Below are 17982 nucleotides of genomic sequence, written 5' to 3'. Positions count from 1 at the left end.
GGCGGCGGCTCCGGTTGTCGCTTCGGTGGTCATTTGGCGGCGCCGAGGATTCCCGACGGCCGGATGAACAGGAACAGCAGCAGCACCGACAGCGCCGCGACGTTCTTCAGCCCGGCGCCGAAGCCGACGATGGCGAGCGCCTGCAGCAGGCCGAGCAGCAGGCCGCCGAGGAAGGCGCCGAAGGGTCGCCCGAAGCCGCCGACGATCGCGGCGATGAAGCCGCTGATCGCGAAGGGAACGCCGACATTGAAGGCGGTGTACTGCGTCGGGGTGATCAGGATGCCGGCGATCGCGCCCAGCGCGGCACTCAGCGCGAAGGCCAGCGCCAGCATGCGCGAAACCGGGATGCCCTGCAGCGCCGCCGCCTCGCGGTTGATCGAGCAGGCGCGCATCGCCTTGCCGGTCCGGGTCAGCCCGAAGAAGGCGGCGAGCGCGGCGACGATCGCGAGCGAGCCGCCGATGATCCAGATCAGCTGGTAGCCGATCGCGACCGGGCCGATCATCAGCGGCGGCCGGTCGGTGAAGACGGGCAGGGTCTTGGGCTGGTCGCCGACGGCGATCAGGGTCAGCCGCTCGACGACGATCTGGGCGGCGAGCGTCGCCAGGATCATGACGAACATCGTCGCCTTGCGATTCCAGAGCGGCCTGACGACGACGCGCTCGATCGCGACGCCGAGTATTGCCACCGCAGCGATTGCGACCAGCGCCGCCAAAGGCAAGGGCACGCCGTGCCGTGCGAACAGCACATGGGTGATCATGCCACCCAGCATCACGAAGGCGCCTTGGGCGAAGTTCACGATGCCGCTGGCGTTGTAGATCACGCAGAAGCCGATGCCGATCAGCCCGTAGACGCAGCCGATGCCGAGCCCGCTGACCAGGACTTGGGGGATATAGGACAAGTCAGCCATGCGGCATCTCCTGCGCGGCTGGCTCTTTCGCGGGCGATTTGCCGGTACCCAGATAGGCCGCGATCACGGCCGGGTCGGCGCGGACCTGCGCCGGGGTGCCTTGCGCGATCTTGCGGCCGAAATCGACCACGACGACGCGGTCGGCAGTGTTCATCACCAGCGTCATGTCGTGCTCGATCAGCAGCACGCTGGTGCCGTCCTCGGCGATGCGGCGAATGATCCGCGACAATGCCGCCGATTCCTCGGTGTTCAGGCCGGCGGCCGGCTCGTCGAGCAGGATCAGCCGCGGGCCGGCGGCCATGGCGCGCGCCAGCTCCAGCATGCGCTGGCGGCCATAGGGAAGCGCCGAGGCGGGCTCGTCCGCCATCGCCGCCAGCCCGGCGAAGGCGAGGAGCTCGCGCGAGCGTACCTCTACCGCCTGTTCCTCGCGGCGCGCGGACGCCGGCCGCAGCAGCGCGGCGAACAGCCCGGCCTTGCCGCGCAGGTGACAGCCTACCTTGACGTTGTCGAGCACGCTCAGATCCTCGAACAGCTTGACGAGCTGGAAGGTCCTGACCAGCCCGCCGGCGGCGATCTCGGCCGGTGGACGGCCGGTGATGTCCTTGCCCTCGAAGGTGATCCGTCCGGCGCTTGGCGGCAGGAAGCCGGAGATCAGGTTGAACAGCGTGGTCTTGCCGGCGCCGTTGGGGCCGATCACGGCGGTGACGCCCTCGGAGGGCACGTCGAAGGAGACGTCGTCGACCGCGACGAGCCCGCCGAAGCGGCGCGTCACGCCTTCCAGCCTGAGCCGGGTCATGAGCGGCCTCGCGGGGAAAACAGGCTGGCGAGCCCGCGCGGGGCATAGATCAGCAGCACGATCAGCACCGCGCCATAGGCCAGGTCCTGATAGTCCTTGAAGGCGCGGAAGGTCTCGGGCAGCAAGCTGACGATGAGCGCGCCGACCAGCGGGCCGGCCACCGTGCCGATGCCGCCGACATAGAGCATGGTGAAGGTGACGATGACCATATGCAGCCCGAAGACCTCGGGGCTGACGAAGCCGACGACATGGACGAAGAGCGAGCCGGCGAGTGCCGCGAAGCCCGCCGAGAGCAGGAAGGCGAGGAGCTTGTAGCGGGCGACCTCGATGCCGAGCGCCGTTGCCGCTTCCTCGCTGCCCGCGACCGCCGAGAGCGCCCGCCCGAAGCGCGAGCGGCGGATACGGGCGGCGGCGAAGGCGCAGGCCGCGACCACCAGCGACAGCAGGATCAGCTGGCCGCGATCGGAGGTGACCTCATAGGGGCCGATGCCGAAGGGCGGGATACCGGAGATGCCCATATAGCCCTGAGTGACCGACTGCCATTCGACCGTGATCTCATAGGTGATCAGGCCGATGGCGAGCGTGCCCATGGCGAGGTAGTGGCCTTTCAGCCTGAGCGTCGGGAAACCGACGATCGCGGCGACCAGCACGGCGGCGGCGATGCCCAGCAGCATCGCGGGCACGGGAGCCCAGCCATGGCTGGCGGTCAGCACGGCCGAGAGATAGCCGCCGATCGCGGCGAAGGCGTTCTGGCCGAAGGAGACCTGGGCGGCGAAGCCCATGAACAGGTTCAGGCCGGTGACGAAGACCGCATAGATCAGCGCGAAGGAGACGACGGTTGCCGGGTAGCCGCCGACGACCATGGCATAGCCGATCACGACCGCGGCGAAGAGCCAGGGCAGCAGGCCGACCAGCCTGATCGGGCGCCGTTCAGGCGAAGTAATGCTGGGCGAGATCGTCATGGGAGGTGATGTCACCAGGATCGAGTTCGGCGACGATGCGCCCGAGCGAAAGCAGGTAGACGCGGGCGGCGAGCTCGAGCGCCAGTGGCGCCTTCTGCTCGACCAGCACGATCGACAGGCCTTCGCGGTTCAGGAGGCCGAGCGTCTCCAGGATCTCCCCGGTGACGCGCGGCGCGAGGCCGAGCGAGGGCTCGTCCAGCAGCAGGAGCTTCGGCCCGGCCATCAGCGCGCGGCCAAGCGCGAGCATCTGCTGCTCGCCGCCCGACATCGAGCCGGCGGCCTGGCCGAGCCGTTCCTTCAGGCGTGGGAACAGCGTCAGGACGCGCTCGCGGCGGCGGGCGAATTCGGCCTTGTCGCGCAGGCGATAGGCGCCGAGTTCGAGATTGTCGGCGACGCTCATCGGGGCGAACAGGCCGCGCCCCTCCGGCACCAGCACGATGCCGCGCGCCGCGACTGCGACCGCATCGTTCCGCGGCAGTATTTCGCCACGGAAGCGGACCTCGCCACCATTGGCCGAGAGCCCCATGATCGCGCGCAGCAGCGTCGACTTGCCGGCCCCGTTGGGGCCGAGCACGGCGACGAGCTCGCCCTCGCCGATGCGCAGGTCGACCCCGTGCAGTGCATGGATGTGGCCGTAGCGCGACGAGAGGGCGGTCGCGGCCAGGATCGGTGGCGCAGTGCCCGCCTGGGTCTTGGCCGCGGCGGCGAGGCTCATTGCACCACCTTGACCTTGCCGCCTTCGATCGTGGCGAGCACGAACGGGTTCTCGGTGATGCCCTGATGCAGGTCCGGCCGGAAATTGTAGATGCCGGTCGTGCCCTGGAAGCCGCTGAGCTCCTCATAGGCGGCGCGGACCTTCTCGCCCTCGAACGACTTCGCCTTCTCGATCGCGGCGGCTGTCAGCATGACGCCGTCCCAGCCGCGCGAGGCCCAGTTCGGGTCGCGATCCCTAAACTTCTCGCGCCAGGGATCGAGGAAGCTCTTGATGCCGGCCTTGAGCGCGCCTTCGGGCAGCGCCTCGTAGACCTGCGAGGGCGAGGCGACGAAGAAGAACTTGTCGCCCAACACCTCGGCGACCGGGCCGAATACCGCGAGATCCTCGAGGCTGGTCAGCAGCAGCATGTCGGCGCCGAGCTGCTTGATGTTCTTGGCGGCGGTGAGGGTCGTTCCGCCGAGCCCGATCTTCAGGATGGCGCCGGCGCCGGCCGAGCGCGCCTTGCTGATCTGGACGCTGAGATCGGCGTCGTCCTGCTTGTACTGGTCGACCGAGACAACCTCGAGGCCGAATTTGGCGGCGTTGCGCTCGGCCACGCTCTTCTGGAGGTTGGCGTAGGGTGTCGGGTCGTGCAGCACCGCGATCTTGCGGATTTGCGTCTTCTCCTTGAGATATTCCAGGCGCTTGTCGACCTCGAAGCCGGCCGGCGGCAGCGTGCTGAAGGCCCAGACCAGATGCTCGGCCTGCGTCGGCAGGATCGAGCACAGCATCATCGGCACCTTGGCGCGCAGCAGCAGGCCCGCCGCCGCGAAATTGCCGGCCGAGACGCAGCCGCTGACGAAGACGTCGACCTTGTCCGAGCTCAGCATCTTCCGGTAGACGGTCACCGCCTCCTGGGGCTCCGAGCGGTTGTCCTCGACGACGACCTGGATCTTGCGGCCCATCACGCCGCCCTTGGCGTTGAGCGCGGCGGCGGCGAGCTCGACGCCGTCGCGCCAGGCGCGGTCGACGGTTGCGGCATAGCCGGTCAGGCCGGCGGAGACGCCGATCTTGTAGGGTTCCTGGGCACCGGCAGGCAGCGCGCCGGCCAGTGCGAGGCTCGCGGCAAGACCTGCCGCCAAAAAGGTCTGCTTCATCATCCGTCCTCCCCGTTTCGCTCGTTCCCGGCTGGTGGCCCCGCTGCGAGGCCCCGCCTTCTTCTTGGCTTTCAGTCTGGCGGCGGTCAGTGTCAGCTCGGCTTGCCGTAGCCGCCGCCACCCGGCGTCTCCAGCAGCACGACGTCGCCGGCCTGCATGGTCAGCTTCCTGGCCTCGCTGACGGACTTGCCGTTGACGAGGAAGCGGCCGGGCGCGCCGGAAAGGCCGCCATCGATGCCGTCGGGGCCGCGGTCGAGCCGGCTCGGCACGGCGTTCAGCAGCCAGGGATGCTCGGTCAGCATGTGGAACTGGATGATCTGGCCGTCGCCGCCCGGCATCCGGCCCTTGCCGCCAGAACCCGGCCGCAATTCCTTGCGGTCGAAGACGATCGGCATCGCCGCTTCCAGGATCTCGATCGGCACGGCCGCGACGCCGGTCGGATAGCAGGTGGCGCTCGGGCCGGGCTTGCCGGCGCGGGCCCCCATGCCGCCGGAATAATTGAACATCGACGAGGTGAAGGCCTCGCCATTGGCGCGCCGGCCCTGGATCTGGATGGTCCAGACCGCGCCGGATCCTTCGGCCAGCACGCGTTCCGGCATCACCTGGTGCAGCGCTTTCAGGATCGGCATCGGCACGTACATACCGACGACGTGGCGCGCATTGACCGGGGCCGGATAGGCGCAGTTGACGATCGAGCCGACCGGCGCCCGGATCTCGATCGGCGCCAGCGAGCCGGTGTTGTTCGGCAGCTCCGGATTGAGGCAAGAGCGGATCGCGAAGGTCGAATAGGCGTGCGTGTAGTTGAGGACGACGTTGATGCCGGTCGTCGTCTGCGGCGAGGAGCCGTCGAAGTCGACGATGATCGAACCGCTCTCGGTATCGACCGTGACGGCTGTCTTCAGCGTAATGACCTCGCCGCCGGGCACGTCGAAGGCCGCCTCGCCATGATAGGTGCCCGGCTTCAGCTTGCGGATGGCGTTGCGCGTCGCATCCTCGGAGCGGCTGATGATTTCGTCGGACAGGGTCTCGATATCGGCGATGCCATAGCGCTCGCACAGGGTGACGAGATGCTCGGCCGCCGCCTCGCCGGAGGAGACCTGCGCCGAGAGATCGCCGAACACCGCATCCGGGGTTCGGACATTGTGGCGGATGATGTCGTGCAGCATCGCGCTCGGCTTGCCCCGCTCATAAAGCTTCAGTGGCGGGATCCAGAGGCCTTCCTCATGCACGTCGCGGGCGCCGGCGCCGATGCCGTAGCCGCCGATATCGGTGTGGTGGATGGTCGATCCGATATAGGCGAGCAGCTTCTGCCCATCGAAGATCGGCGTCAGGATGGTGATGTCGAAGAAATGCCCGGCCGAGAGCCAGGGATCGTTGGTGATCAGCACGTCGCCGGGCTCGCAGCGGTCCTTGAACAGGCGCACCAGATGGGCCCCGGCGAAGGCGAGCGAGTTGATGTGGCCGGGCGTGCCGGTATTGGCCTGCACCACCATGCGGCCGCGCTGGTCGAACAGCGCGCAGGCGAGGTCGCCGGCCTCGCGCACGATCGGGCTGAAGGCGATGCGCTGCAGCGCCTTGGCCCGCTCGGTGACGATGCCGATCAGGTTCGACCAGAGGATTTCGAGTTCGACTCCGTCCATCGGATGTGACCTTGCCATCGGGCTTACCCTTTCGTGGCGACGATGCAGCCGAGCGCGTCGATCGTCGCGCTCCAGCCGGGCGGCAGCGCGGTCGTGGTTTCGCGCTCCTCGATGATGGCGGGGCCGGAGATGGTCTGGCCGGTGGCGAGTGCCGAACGCTCGTAGACGGGCACCGACTGGCCGTCCTCCCAGGCATGGACCGGCCGGTGGCGCTTGGGCGCCCCGGCAGCGATCTTCGGCACGGCTTGGCCGGCGGAATGGGGCAGGGGACCGCGCGCGACGACACGCCAGGTCACGAGCTCGATCGGGACATGCGAGGGGTTGACGCCGTAGAGCGTGCGATAGGCCTCTTCGAACTGGGCGGTCAGCGCGCCAGCATCGCGGACGAGCCGCGGATCGGTCTCGAAGATGACCGTGACCTCGTGCTGCTGGCCGACATAGCGCATGTCGGCGCCGACCAGAATCGTGACGTCGGCAGGCGCGCAGCCGGATTCGCCCAGCGCCGACAGCCCTTCCTTCTCGAGATCGCCGAGGACGCGATCGACGCGGGCCCAGTCGAGCTGGTCGATCCGGGTCAGGTCGCTGCGCACGAGATCGAGCCGCACGGGGGTGACGAGCGTGCCGAAGGCCGAGAGCACGCTCGATTGCGGCGGCACGATCACGCTGGTGCTCTGCAGCAATTCGGCGACGCCGCAGGCATGCAGCGGCCCGGCGCCGCCGAAGGCGAAGAGCGGCAGGCCGCGATAATCGACGCCGCGATCGGTGGCATGGGTCCGCGCCGCCGAGGCCATCGCCTCGGTGACGACGCGGTAGATGCCGCGCGCAGCCTGCACCGGGCTGAGGCCGAGCGCCTCGCCGAGCCTGGTCATGGCGCCGTCGCAGGCCGCCTTGTCGAGCGACATGTCGCCGCCGAGGAAGTTCTCGGCATCGATCAGGCCGAGCACGAGATCGGCGTCGGTGACGGTGGCGCTCTGGCCGCCGCGGCCATAGCAGGCCGGGCCGGGATCGGAGCCGGCGCTTTCGGGGCCGACCTTGAGCAGGCCGAGATCGTCGACATGGGCGATGCTGCCGCCGCCGGCGCCGATCTCGATCAGGTCGATCGATGGCACGGTGACCGGCAGGCCGCTGCCCTCGCGGAAGCGGTAGCGCCGGTCCACCTCGAACAGCCCGGTGATCAGCGGCGTGCGGTTCTCGATCAGGCAGGCCTTGGCGGTGGTGCCGCCCATGTCGAAGGACATCAGCCGGTCGATGCCGAGCAGTTCGGCATAGTGGCAGGCGGCGAGCGCGCCCGCCGCGGGGCCGCTCTCGATCATCCGCACCGGGTTCTTGCCCGCCGTCTCGGCCCCGACCACGCCGCCGGAAGACAGCATGATCAGCGGGGTGTTGGCGAAGCCCTCGCCGCGCAAACGGTCGCTGAGCCGCTTGAGATAGGGCTGCGAGATCGGCATCGCATAGGCGTTCACGGTCGCCGTCGAGGCACGCTGGTATTCGCGGATCTGCGGCGCGACCTCCGCGGAGGTGCAGATGAAGACGTCGTTGAGCTCGCGCGACAGGGCGGCTGCGACCAGCGCCTCGTTGTCCGGGTTGGCGAAGCTGTTGAGGAAGCAGATCGCGACGGCGCGAGCGCCGCTGGCGCGGATCTCGGCTGCAAGCTTCGCGATGTCCTGCGGGCTCGGAGCCAGCGCCAGCGTGCCGTCGGCGAGGACACGTTCCTTCAGGCCGAAGGTCAGCTCGCGCGTGACCAGCGGCTCGGGGAACTCGATCTGCGGGTCGTACATGTCGTAGCGGTGCTCGTTGCGGATCGAGAGCACGTCGCTGAAGCCTTCGGTGACGACGAGCGCCGTCGGCAGGCCCTTGCGCTCGATCAGCGCGTTGGTCACCACCGTCGTGGCATGGACCACGACGCCGTTGACCGCGTCCGCGGCGATGCCGGCCTTGCCGAGCACTGAATCGACGCCGCGGAAGAAGCCTTCCAGCAGGTCGTGATGCGTGGTCAGGGTCTTGTCGACGCTGAGGCTGCCGTCGGAGTCGCGCAGGACGATGTCGGTGAAGGTGCCGCCGATGTCGACGGCCAGCGAATAGGTCATGGTCTTTAGTCTTTCCAGGTCAAGCCACGCGAGATGCGTGCGGCGCTGCTGACGACTTCACGGATCTGTTCGTGGTCGGGAACTGGCGGGATGAACTGGGTCGCGCCGACGATGGCGATCGAGCCGACCAGGACCTTGCGATGGTCGAAGACCGGGGCGGCCACCGTGTTGACGCCGGTGATGACCTCGTCGGGCGCCGTCGCCCAGCCGCGCTCCCGCACGACGTCGAGATCGGCGAGAAGCTTCTCCCGCGAGACGATCGTCGCCGGGGTCCAGGCCTCTAGCGGGCCGTCGGCAATCGCGGCCGTGCGCTCCTGCGAGCCGAAGGCGAGCCAGATCTTGCCATGGGCGCTGGCGTGGAAGGCAAGGCGCGTGCCGGGCCGCGTCGAGAATTCGATCAGCGTGCGGCCCTGGATCAGTTCGAGGACGATCAATTCGTCGTCGACGGCGGCGCAGACCGTGACCGCCTGGCCGGTTCGGTCGCGCAGGGTCATCAGCTCCTCGCGGGCGGCGCTGACGATGTCGAAGCGCTGCCGCAGCTGCTCGCCCAGTACCATCAGCTTGATCCCGGCCTCGTAACGGCCGGTCTCGGCCTCCTGCCGGACGAAGCCATGGCGCTGCAGTGTCACCAGATGCCGATAGATCGTCGCCTTCGAGGCCGAGAGCGCCTCGGCGATCTGCGCGAGCGAAGCCGGGCGGCTCTGCTGCACCAGATACTCGACCGCCTGCAGCGCCAGATCCAGCGTGCTGGTGCCGGCCGGCGCGGACTTACCCTTGGCTTCTGGCGACTGCGTCGACAAAGGCGTTCCTCATGTTTCGTTTCAAATAATGAAACATCATTTTATTATTTGATACGCTACGAGCGAGCCATGCTGCCTGTCAAGCTGCCTGCGGTTGGGATGCCGGGCGCGGCCGATCTGCCGCTCCATGTTGACTTCAGCCGAGGCGATAGCTTCCTTCGCTGCCATAGAAGGGGTCTATGCGATGACGATCAGCTATTCCGGGCTTGCCGCGTTCCATGCCGTTGCCGAGGCGAGCAGCTTCACGGGTGCCGCCAAGGCGCGGAACGTCAGCCAGCCGACCTTGTCGTCGCAGGTGCGAGGGCTGGAGGAGGCCTATGGCGTCCGGCTGTTCGATCGCATGGGGCGGCAGGTCAAGCTGACTCCGCTCGGCCAGAGCCTCTTCGTCATCACAGCGCGGCTGTTCGCCGCTCAGGACGAGGCGCAATCGCTGCTGGCGGGAACGCGCACCTTGCAGCGCGGGCATCTTCGCATCGCCGCCGACAGCGCGACCCATGTGATGACGGCGCTGGCCCGCATGCGCGAGAAATATCCGGGCCTGACCTTCTCGATGACGATCGGCAATTCATCGCAGGTGGTCGATCAGATCATGGACTTCGCCGCCGATGTCGCGATCACGGCGCGGCAGAGCTCGGACCCACGGCTGCACATCGTCAAGCTCCGCTCGGATCGCCTGGTCGCCTTCGTGTCGAGCGATCATCCGCTGGCGGTCCATGACGCGATCCCGATCGAAGCCTTCGCCGGGCAGGACATCGTGCTGCGCGAACGCGGCTCGATCACCAGGGAGGTCTTCGAGGGACGGCTCTTCGAGGCCTCGGTGCGGCCGGCCAATCTGCTCGAGGTGCAGTCGCGCGAGGCGGTGCGCGAGGCGGTCGCGGCGGGGTTCGGCATCGGCGTGATCTTCAGCGCGGAGTTCCGGGCCGACGCGCAGGTGAAGTGCCTGGAGATCACCGGTACGGATTTTTCAGTGGGCGAATACGCGGCCTGCCGGGCCGAGCGGCGACGCATCCCGCTGGTGCGTAGCTTCTTCGAGACGGTCCAGGAATTGGCGGCGGAGGACTGACGCTCACGCCATGCGCATCAGCACCAGCGAGGCGACGATCAGGCCGCAGGCCAGCAGGCGCGAGGGCTGCAGTGGCTCCTTCAGCCACAGGAAGGCGATGAACGCGCCAAACAGCACCGAGCTCTCGCGCAGCGCCGCGACCAGCGGAATGGGCGCCACCGTCATGGCCCAGATCGCGATCCAGTAGGCGCCGAGCGCCAGCGCCCCGCCGGCGGCGCCCTGCAGCCAGAACGGCTTCATCTCGGACCAGGCGGAACGGCCGCGGCGCAGCATGACGAAGAGCGTCAGCGGCAGCGCGTCGATCGCGAAGAGCGCCGCCGAATAGGCATGGGGATCGCCGGCGGCGCGTGCGCCCAGCCCATCGGCGAGCGTGTAGCCGCAGATCATCACGGCAGCCAGGGCGGCGAAACCGAGCGCCGTGAAGTCGAAGCGGCTGCCGCGCCGACGTCCGAGGATCGAGATCAACATGATCCCGAGGCCCAGCACGAGGACTGCGAAGAGCTGGAGCGGAGCGAGCCGCTCGCCGAGGAAGGCGACGCCGATCGCGGTCGTCAGCAGCGGCGCGCCGCCGCGCGCCAGCGGGTAGATCTGGCTCATCTCGGCGCGCCGATAGGCTTCTGCGAGCCCGATATAGTAGCCGAGATGGAGCAGCAGCGAGGCGACGAGCCAGGGCCAGGCCTCGACGCGCGGCAGCCCGGTGACCGCGAGCGCCGGCAGGGCGAATAGCCCGGCGGTCAGCGAGATCATCGTCATCGCCAGGATGGGTTCCAGCCGGACCTTGACGAAGGCATTCCAGCCGGCATGCATGGCCGCCGCCGCGAGGACGGCAAAGAAGGTTCCGAGGGTCATGCCAGGGGCTCGGTGGGAGGACAGGCCGTGGGAACGGCGAATGGCGAGAAGGCGAGGGCGACCTTGCGATAGGTCTCGCGCTTGAAGGAGACGACGCGAGCCGGCATCCCGGCGAGCGGCAGCCATGCCCATTCGGAGAACTCCGCCGGCTCGTCGCCATTCGGCTTGGAAATGTCGAACTCCGCCGCGCTCCCCTCGAAGCGAAACGCGACCCAGCGCTGGCGCTGCCCCCTGAAGGCCGCGAGCTTGTGCGGTGGTCCGGCATAGGGCGGGAAGTCGTAAGCCCACCAGTCCTGCGTCACCGACAGAAGCGAGACCGAGGTGGCGCCGGTCTCCTCCGCGAGCTCGCGATGCGCCGCAGCGACGATGTCCTCGTCGGGATCGATTCCGCCCTGCGGCAATTGCCAGTCGAAGCCGGGCTCGACGATCTCCGGCCCCGCGCTGCGGCCGCGTCCGGCGAAGACGAGGCCCTCGGTGTTGAACAGCGCGATGCCGATATTCGGGCGATAGGGCAGGTTGGAGGATGGCTCGGTCATGGGCGTGCTCACTCGGCCGCGTTCAGCAAGCGCGTCGTCTGCAGCAGCCCGCGATGCTCCAGCAGGCCGTGCACGGTCGCTGCGATATGCGCCTCGATGCGTTTCAGGTCACGGGTGATGTCGAGACGCAGGGCGCTGAGGACCAGCGCCTCGCGATCGCCCTTGCGCATCTCGGCGAGATGGTCCTCGATCGCCTCGCGCTCCAGCTCACGGAAGGTCTCCTTCTCGCGCACGAGCCGCCGGGCGGTCGCCTCGTCCTGAGAGATGAAGACGGTGACGGCCAGGCGCAGATGGTTGCGCAGACGCTCATGCATGTCGCTGAGCGAGGTGAGCGCCGCGTTTGGTAGACGGCGCTGGTCGCGGATGCGCTTCCCGGCCATCTGCATCAGGTTCTTCTCGATGATGTCGCCGATATGCTCGAGATTGATCGCCAGCGCGAGCAAAGCGGACAGGCGTCGCTCGTCATGCTCGGACAGCGCTTCATGCGCGATCGCGCCGACATAAAGCTGGATCTGGTCGTAGAGGCTGTCGAGCACGTCGTCGGCGCGCCGGATGGCGGCGACGCAGCCGGCGTCGTCGCTTGCCATTGCGCTTGCCGATGTCTTCAGCATGTCGTCGACGACATCGGCCATGCGCAGCACCTCGCGGGTCGCATTCGACAGCGCGATCGACGGCGTCGTCAGCGCCGACTCGTCGAGATAGCGCGACCTTGCCGGGTCGAGTTCCGGCGCGGGCTCCGGCAGCAGCCGGCTCAGGAGCCGCGCGATTGCGGGCAAGGGTGGCAGGAACAGAGCCGCCATCACGAGATTGAAGGCGAGATGGAAGGCCGCGGCTGTCGGCGCCGGGGCCAATGGCAGCCCGGCCAGAAGCTTGACGATCAAGGGCAGCGCGAGGAGGCCAAGGGCGCAGCCCACGAGCCGGTTGGCGAGATTGCCGACCGGTACGCGCATCGCCGCATTCCCGGCGCTGCGGGCCTGCACCAGCGGGTTGATGGCGGTGCCGAGATTGCAGCCGAGGACCATCGCAACCATCGCCTCCGGGCCGATGGCGCCGGCAGTCGCAAGACTCATCACGACGAGAATGGCCGCCAGCGAGGAATGGGCGGCGAAGCTCAGCACGGCGGCAAGCAGAAGCGCGATCGCAGGGTCGCCCGACAGGGCGGACAGCAGCGTGCGCAGCACGTCGGAGTGCTCCACCGGCTGCATGGTCGCATGCATCAATTTGAGCGCGAGCAGCATCAGGCCGAGGCCGAACGCCACCCTGGCACCCTCATGCGCCGCGACCCGCTGCAGGCGGCGCATGCCGACATAGCCGGCGAGGAGGAGGATAGGGACGGCGGGGCTGATGTCGAAGCTCACGACCTGCACCAGCAGGGTGGTGCCGACATTGGCGCCGAGCATCATGGCGAGGGCGGCCGGCAAAGCGACGAGGCCCGCCCCCGCAAAGGAGCTGACCATCAACGCCGTCGCCGTGCTGGATTGCAGCACCGCCGTCACGCCGAGCCCCGCCAGGAAGGAACGCCAGCGGCTCGACAATCCCGAGGCCGCGAGCGCTCGCAAGCGGCTGCCGAGCGCCGCCAACACCCCGGCGGTGACGAGCTGGACGCTCCAGAGCAGCAGCGCGACCTCGCCGGCCAGCGCGAGCAGGGTTTGGGTGGGGGTCTGCGTCGGCATGATCTGGCCGCCCAAGCTTTGCTCAGCGCTGCCGCCAGCGCTGCAGGCGCCCGAACACCATCCGGTCGAGGGCGAGATGCGCCAGCTTCACCGCGATGGCGGTCGCCATGATCACGGCTGCCATGCCGGCGGCCGGTGCGACGGCGCCGGCCTCGTCCATGTGGACGATCGCGATCGAGGCCAGCTTGGTGTCGGCGCCATAGAGGAAGATCACGGCCGAGACGGTGGTGAGCGCGTTGACGAAGACATAGACCGCGATGTCGAGAATCGCCGGCATGCAGATCGGAGCCGTCACGCGCCGGAAGGTCGACCAGAACGGCACCTTGAGCGAGGCGGAGACGGCTTCGAATTCGGAATCGATCTGCTTGAGGCTCGTCACCGAGGTGATGTGGCCGACCGTGTAGAAATGCGCGATCGTGTTGATGACGAGAATGGCGAGCGTCCCATAGAGGAAGCCGAGCGGGTTCCAGGCCGCATTGAAGAAGAAGACATAGCCGAGGCCGAGGACGAGGCCAGGCACCGCCATCGGCAGCATCGCCAGAAACTGGGCGAAGCCGCGCAGGCGCGGGGCGACCTTGAGCTTCTCGATCAGATAGGCGCCGCTGAAGATCAGCGCCGTCCCGATCACCGCCGTCAGCGAGGCCAGCAGCAGCGAATTGCGGTAGGGCTCCCAGCCGCTCGGCTCGACCGTGGCGAAATCGTAGTTCGCGAGCGTCAGCGACAGATTGTACGGCCAGTAGCGGACGAAGGAGCCCCAGACCGCGACGGCATAGGGGCCGACGACCGCGAGCGCGACCAGGCTGGCAAAGGCCAGCAAGGCAAGGTCGCGCCGGCGCTCCGGCTTCGGCGCATAGGGGACGGCCCGCGCCGACAGCATCGCGCTCTGGCGCTTCTGGACGATCCGGTCGGCGAAGAAGGCGAGGACGGCCGGCACCAGCAGGATCAGGCCGACGACGGCGCCCATCGGGAAGTTCTGCTGGCCGACGACCTGCCGGTAGGCATCGGTGGCGAGCACGCTGAACTGGCCGCCGATGACCTTCGGGATGCCGAAATCGGTGACCACGAGCGTGAACACCACGAAGGTGGCGCTGATCACGCCATAGCGCGCCCCGGGCAGGGTGATGGTGCGGAAGATGCGCCAGCGGCTCGTGCCCATGGCCTCGGCCGCTTCGCGCAGCCGTCCGTCCGACAGCGCGAGTGCGGTGACGAGGATCAGCACCGCATGCGGAAAGCTGTACAGGGTCTCGGCCGCGATGATGCCGACCGGCCCGTAGAGCGAGGCGCCCATCATCCAGGATTTCAGCAGGCCCTGATTGCCGAACAGGTAGATCAGCGCGAGCCCGGACAGCAGCGAGGGCGCGAAGACCGGCACCATGGCGGCGGCGTAGAACAGGCCCTTGCCGGGGATCCGGCTGCGGCACAGGGCGTAGGCATAGACGAAGGCGAGCGGCACCACGATGGCGGTGGTCAGTCCGGCCACGACCAGGCTGTTGGTCAGGGACGCCAGCAGCGTCGGCGTGGTTGCGTAGGTGACGAAGTTCGCCAGGCCGACGAAGCGCCCGTTGACATCCTCCAGGCTCTTCGAGAGCAGCGCCCAGAGCGGCAGGGCGATGATCAGGACGAGGACCGCGCACAGCGCCAGGATCAGCACGCCGGCGACGTGGCGTTCGCTGAGCCGCGGCGTCGCGATCTTCACGGTGGCGTTGGTCATCGTCAGCGGTGTCGCGGCGTGGCTCATCGACCACCCCCGGCAAAGACGTGCAGCGCCTCCGGCGGAAAGGCGACCGTGCGGACCTGCCCCGGCAGGATGGCGAGATCACGCATCGCATTGGTCGAGAAGTCGGCGGCGATCCGCGTCGAGCGCGAATTCGTCGGCTCCAGATGGGCCCGGCAATAGGAGCCGAGGAAGGAGAGATCGCCGATCGTCGCGTCGAAGCGGTTGGGGGTGTCGGCGGTGATCGAGCGGGTGCGGACCTCCTCGGGGCGCATGGCGAGCCGCACCGGCGTGCCGACAGCAAAAGGGGCGGCATTGGCGACGAGCAGGTCGAGCTCGCCGACCCGGACCTGGCCGGGCCCGGTGACGACGGCGTCGAGGAAGGTCATGTGGCCGACGAAATCGGCGACGAAGGGCGTGCCCGGGCGGCGATAGATCTCCTCGGGCGTGCCGACCTGCTCGACGGCGCCGTCGCTCATCACGACGATGCGGTCGGCCATGGCGAGCGCTTCTTCCTGATCATGCGTCACCATGATCGTGGTCACGCCCAGGCGCTGCTGCAGCGAGCGCATCTCGTCGCGCAGCCGAAGCCTGACCTTGGCGTCGAGCGCCGAAAGCGGCTCGTCGAGCAGCAGCAGCTCCGGCGAGGTCGCGAGCGCGCGGGCAAGGGCGACGCGCTGCTGCTGGCCGCCCGAGAGCTGGATCGGGTACTTCTTGCCCTGATCGGGCAGGCCGACCAGCGTGAGCAGTTCGTCGACGCGCCGGCTGATCTCGGCGGCGGGGCGGCGGCGGTTGACCAGACCGTAGCCGACATTGTCGGCGACGGTCAGGTTGGGGAACAGCGCATAGGACTGGAAGACGATGCCGAAATCGCGCTCAGACGGGCTGGCCCGCGAGACGTCGCGCCCGCCCATCTGGATGCTGCCGCTGTCCTGCGGGTCGAGGCCGGCGATGGCGCGCAGCAGGGTGGTCTTGCCGCAGCCCGACGGGCCGAGGAAGCAGACGAACTCGCCGCGGCGAATATCGAGATCGATGCTGCGCAGGGCCTGGAAGCTGCCGAAGCTCTTGGCGAGCTTGCGGACCGAGATAAACGGAGCCGTGTTCGTGGTCATCGTACCGACCTTCTTTTGAACGCGCAGCGATGGCGTTGGACGGGCGACTGCCGTCGCGCCCTGCATGAAACGCGCCGGACGGCCCGCCGCGGCGAGGCGTCCGGCGCGATGGCGTCAGTTCTTCGGTGCTGCCTTGGACTCGTAGCGCTTCGACCATTCGGCGAGGACACGGTCGCGATTATCGGCCATCCAGGACAAATCGTTCCGGATCATGCCGGCCTCGGCATTGGCTGGGTAGTTGGCGGGCTTGTTCTCGATGCCGCGCGCCGCGACGATGGCATAGGTCTTCGAGTAGAGCTCGTTGGCCTCCTTGCTCGTCGACCAGTCGGCGACCTTCTTGGCGACGGCGAGGTTCTTGCTGCCCTTGACGATGGCGCTGGCTTCCATCTCCCAGCCGACGCCTTCCTTCGGGATCACCACCTCGATCGGCGCGCCCTTGCTCTTCTCGGCGGCGCCGCGCATGTCGAGCGCCAGGCCGACGGTGCGCTCGCCGCGCGCCGCCTGGACGCAAGGCGCCGAGCCGGAGTGCAGATAGGCGGCGATGTTGTCGTGCAGGCCGTCCATGAACTTCCAGCCCTCGGCCTCGCCCATGCTCTGCAGCCAGCCGGCGACCATCAGATAGCCGGTGCCGGACGAGGCCGGGTGCGGCATCACGATCTTGCCCTTGAGCGCCGGGTTGAGCAGGTCCTTCCAGGAGGTCGGCACCGCGACGCCCTTGGCCTCGGCGGTGTTGAAGCAGACGACACCGAGATAGGCGTCCATGCCGGTCCAGGTATAGGGCTCGTTGCCGTCGCGGAAGACCGGCTTCAGCGTGTCGGCGCCGGTGGGCTTGTAGGTTTCGAGCAGGCCGGCCTTCTCGAACATCAGCAGGCTCGATGCGGCGAGGCCCATCACCATGTCGGCGCGCGGATTATCCTTCTCGGCCAGGAAACGGGCGGTGATCACGCCGGTGGAATCGCGGACCCAGACCACGTCGGCGTCGGGCACGGCCTTCTCGATCGAGGCCTTGAACGGCCCGAGCTGGTCATTCTCCAGCGCCGTGTAGATGGTGACCTTGGTCTTCTGCGCCTGGGCGAGGCCGGGAAATGCGAGCGCGACGGCGCCGATGACGCAGGAAGCAAGCCAGTTCTTCATGATCTCATCCCCTCTTTATTGATCGGTTTGAACGCTCTTTCGACGTTTCTTTCCCCTGACATGTAAAAAACGCAGGCGGATCGCTCCGCCTGCGCCTTATTCCTTGCTCACGCGTTCCATGGCGTTGACCATGTCTTGACGTTTGTGAAGGACTTCATGGCTTCGACGACGCCTTCCTTGTAGCCGAGGCCTGAGTCCTTGATGCCGCCGAAGGGGGACATCTCGATGCGGTAGCCGGGGACCTCCCAGAGATTGACGGTGCCGACCTCCAGCTCGGCGACGAAGCGCTGGATGTAGTCGAAGCGGTTGGTGCAGATGCCGGAGGAGAGGCCGTAGGCAGTCGCGTTCGAGATGCGGATGACCTGCGCGATGTCGTCGGGCACCCTGATGATCGGGATGACCGGGCCGAAGGTCTCCTCATGGACGAGCTCGCAGGTATAGGGGATGCGGTCGACCACGGTCGGGTGGAAGAGGGCGCCCTCGGCGCGCTTGCCGTGGAGAACCTCAGCCCCCTTGCTCACGGCATCGTCGACGCGGGCCTGGAAGAGCGCGGCCGAGCGGGCGTTGATGACCGTGCCGACATCGGTCGCAGGGTCCATCGGGTCGCCGCATTTCAGCTTCCTGGCCTTCCCGACCACCAGCTTGGCGAAGGCGTCGGCGACGCTCTCGACCACCAGGATGCGCTTCACCGCGGTGCAGCGCTGGCCCGAGTTCTTGGTCGCGCCGGTGACCGCGAGTTCGGCCGCCTTGTCGAGATCGGCGTCCTCCATGACGATCAGCGGGTCGTTGCCGCCGAGCTCGAGCACGATGCGCTTGTAGCCGGCGGTCGCGGCGATGTGCTTGCCGACCCGGACCGA

Annotated in this window: 16 protein-coding genes; 1 reads left to right on the top strand and 15 read right to left on the bottom strand. The window is 68.0% G+C overall.

Features of this window, described 5'->3' with window-relative positions:
• Window positions 1-29: 29 nt before the first annotated feature.
• From ACQKLX_RS28615 to ACQKLX_RS28580, 8 genes are all read right to left on the bottom strand, one after another.
• Window positions 30-908 (bottom strand): branched-chain amino acid ABC transporter permease, encoded by an 879-nt coding sequence (locus tag ACQKLX_RS28615; protein ID WP_427364949.1) that lies wholly within the window; start codon window positions 906-908, stop codon window positions 30-32.
• Window positions 901-1704, bottom strand: a complete 804-nt coding sequence (locus ACQKLX_RS28610) for an ABC transporter ATP-binding protein (protein ID WP_427364948.1) — start codon at window positions 1702-1704, stop codon at window positions 901-903. The genes ACQKLX_RS28615 and ACQKLX_RS28610 overlap by 8 nt, the downstream gene beginning before the upstream one ends.
• Window positions 1701-2666 carry a branched-chain amino acid ABC transporter permease gene (locus ACQKLX_RS28605; RefSeq protein WP_427364947.1) on the bottom strand — a complete coding sequence of 322 codons (966 nt, stop codon included), beginning with the start codon at window positions 2664-2666 and terminating at the stop codon, window positions 1701-1703. The genes ACQKLX_RS28610 and ACQKLX_RS28605 overlap by 4 nt, the downstream gene beginning before the upstream one ends.
• Window positions 2635-3381 (bottom strand): ABC transporter ATP-binding protein, encoded by a 747-nt coding sequence (locus tag ACQKLX_RS28600; protein ID WP_427364946.1) that lies wholly within the window; start codon window positions 3379-3381, stop codon window positions 2635-2637. Before ACQKLX_RS28600 ends, ACQKLX_RS28605 begins: the two co-directional genes overlap by 32 nt.
• Entirely contained in the window at window positions 3378-4517 is a 1140-nt protein-coding gene (locus tag ACQKLX_RS28595) for an ABC transporter substrate-binding protein (protein WP_427364945.1), read from the bottom strand. Before ACQKLX_RS28595 ends, ACQKLX_RS28600 begins: the two co-directional genes overlap by 4 nt.
• A 92-nt stretch (window positions 4518-4609) precedes the next feature.
• On the bottom strand, window positions 4610-6157 hold the full coding sequence (locus ACQKLX_RS28590; protein WP_427364944.1) for a hydantoinase B/oxoprolinase family protein: 1548 nt from the start codon (window positions 6155-6157) through the stop codon (window positions 4610-4612).
• Between the two features lie 23 nt (window positions 6158-6180).
• Complete coding sequence (locus tag ACQKLX_RS28585; protein ID WP_427364943.1) at window positions 6181-8244, bottom strand: hydantoinase/oxoprolinase family protein; 2064 nt, start codon at window positions 8242-8244, stop codon at window positions 6181-6183.
• Window positions 8245-8249: 5 nt separating this feature from the next.
• The gene (locus tag ACQKLX_RS28580) at window positions 8250-9044 is read right to left on the bottom strand and encodes an IclR family transcriptional regulator (RefSeq protein ID WP_427364942.1); all 795 of its coding nucleotides are present in this window, start codon (window positions 9042-9044) and stop codon (window positions 8250-8252) included.
• 184 nt (window positions 9045-9228) lie between these two features.
• Between ACQKLX_RS28580 and ACQKLX_RS28575 the strand changes: the two genes are divergently transcribed.
• Window positions 9229-10107 carry a LysR substrate-binding domain-containing protein gene (locus ACQKLX_RS28575; protein ID WP_427364941.1) on the top strand — a complete coding sequence of 293 codons (879 nt, stop codon included), beginning with the start codon at window positions 9229-9231 and terminating at the stop codon, window positions 10105-10107.
• A 3-nt stretch (window positions 10108-10110) separates the two neighbouring features.
• Here the strand turns inward: ACQKLX_RS28575 and ACQKLX_RS28570 are convergent, their stop codons facing one another.
• The 7 genes from ACQKLX_RS28570 to ACQKLX_RS28540 all read right to left on the bottom strand — a co-directional run.
• A complete protein-coding gene (locus tag ACQKLX_RS28570; RefSeq protein WP_427364940.1) occupies window positions 10111-10956 on the bottom strand; it encodes an EamA family transporter in 846 nt (281 codons plus the stop codon).
• The gene (locus tag ACQKLX_RS28565) at window positions 10953-11492 is read right to left on the bottom strand and encodes an RNA pyrophosphohydrolase (protein WP_427364939.1); all 540 of its coding nucleotides are present in this window, start codon (window positions 11490-11492) and stop codon (window positions 10953-10955) included. The genes ACQKLX_RS28570 and ACQKLX_RS28565 overlap by 4 nt, the downstream gene beginning before the upstream one ends.
• A gap of 8 nt (window positions 11493-11500) precedes the next feature.
• Window positions 11501-13165: a Na/Pi cotransporter family protein gene (locus ACQKLX_RS28560; protein WP_427364938.1), complete on the bottom strand. Its 1665-nt coding sequence runs from the start codon at window positions 13163-13165 to the stop codon at window positions 11501-11503.
• Window positions 13166-13187: 22 nt separating this feature from the next.
• A complete protein-coding gene (locus ACQKLX_RS28555; RefSeq protein ID WP_427364937.1) occupies window positions 13188-14903 on the bottom strand; it encodes a putative 2-aminoethylphosphonate ABC transporter permease subunit in 1716 nt (571 codons plus the stop codon).
• Window positions 14900-16057: a putative 2-aminoethylphosphonate ABC transporter ATP-binding protein gene (locus tag ACQKLX_RS28550; protein WP_427364936.1), complete on the bottom strand. Its 1158-nt coding sequence runs from the start codon at window positions 16055-16057 to the stop codon at window positions 14900-14902. Before ACQKLX_RS28550 ends, ACQKLX_RS28555 begins: the two co-directional genes overlap by 4 nt.
• 48 nt (window positions 16058-16105) lie before the next feature.
• Window positions 16106-17125, bottom strand: a complete 1020-nt coding sequence (locus tag ACQKLX_RS28545) for a putative 2-aminoethylphosphonate ABC transporter substrate-binding protein (protein ID WP_427364935.1) — start codon at window positions 17123-17125, stop codon at window positions 16106-16108.
• A 107-nt stretch (window positions 17126-17232) separates the two neighbouring features.
• A partial coding sequence (locus ACQKLX_RS28540) for an aldehyde dehydrogenase family protein (protein ID WP_427364934.1) occupies window positions 17233-17982 on the bottom strand: 750 nt, incomplete at its 5' end.

Source organism: Allobosea sp. NPDC003192 (assembly GCF_050275675.1).
GTDB lineage: Bacteria > Pseudomonadota > Alphaproteobacteria > Rhizobiales > Beijerinckiaceae > Allobosea.
This window is presented reverse-complemented; position numbering and strand designations above follow the sequence as displayed.

Excerpts from the sequence above, each read along its gene's own strand:
- ACQKLX_RS28615 (WP_427364949.1), bottom strand. The coding sequence starts at position 908 with ATGGCTGACTTGTCCTATATCCCCCAAGTCCTGGTCAGCGGGCTCGGC.
- ACQKLX_RS28610 (WP_427364948.1), bottom strand. The coding sequence starts at position 1,704 with ATGACCCGGCTCAGGCTGGAAGGCGTGACGCGCCGCTTCGGCGGGCTC.
- ACQKLX_RS28605 (WP_427364947.1), bottom strand. The coding sequence starts at position 2,666 with ATGACGATCTCGCCCAGCATTACTTCGCCTGAACGGCGCCCGATCAGG.
- ACQKLX_RS28600 (WP_427364946.1), bottom strand. The coding sequence starts at position 3,381 with ATGAGCCTCGCCGCCGCGGCCAAGACCCAGGCGGGCACTGCGCCACCG.
- ACQKLX_RS28595 (WP_427364945.1), bottom strand. The coding sequence starts at position 4,517 with ATGAAGCAGACCTTTTTGGCGGCAGGTCTTGCCGCGAGCCTCGCACTG.
- ACQKLX_RS28590 (WP_427364944.1), bottom strand. The coding sequence starts at position 6,157 with ATGGACGGAGTCGAACTCGAAATCCTCTGGTCGAACCTGATCGGCATC.
- ACQKLX_RS28585 (WP_427364943.1), bottom strand. The coding sequence starts at position 8,244 with ATGACCTATTCGCTGGCCGTCGACATCGGCGGCACCTTCACCGACATC.
- ACQKLX_RS28575 (WP_427364941.1), top strand. The coding sequence starts at position 9,229 with ATGACGATCAGCTATTCCGGGCTTGCCGCGTTCCATGCCGTTGCCGAG.
- ACQKLX_RS28570 (WP_427364940.1), bottom strand. The coding sequence starts at position 10,956 with ATGACCCTCGGAACCTTCTTTGCCGTCCTCGCGGCGGCGGCCATGCAT.
- ACQKLX_RS28565 (WP_427364939.1), bottom strand. The coding sequence starts at position 11,492 with ATGACCGAGCCATCCTCCAACCTGCCCTATCGCCCGAATATCGGCATC.
- ACQKLX_RS28560 (WP_427364938.1), bottom strand. The coding sequence starts at position 13,165 with ATGCCGACGCAGACCCCCACCCAAACCCTGCTCGCGCTGGCCGGCGAG.
- ACQKLX_RS28555 (WP_427364937.1), bottom strand. The coding sequence starts at position 14,903 with ATGAGCCACGCCGCGACACCGCTGACGATGACCAACGCCACCGTGAAG.
- ACQKLX_RS28550 (WP_427364936.1), bottom strand. The coding sequence starts at position 16,057 with ATGCAGGGCGCGACGGCAGTCGCCCGTCCAACGCCATCGCTGCGCGTT.
- ACQKLX_RS28545 (WP_427364935.1), bottom strand. The coding sequence starts at position 17,125 with ATGAAGAACTGGCTTGCTTCCTGCGTCATCGGCGCCGTCGCGCTCGCA.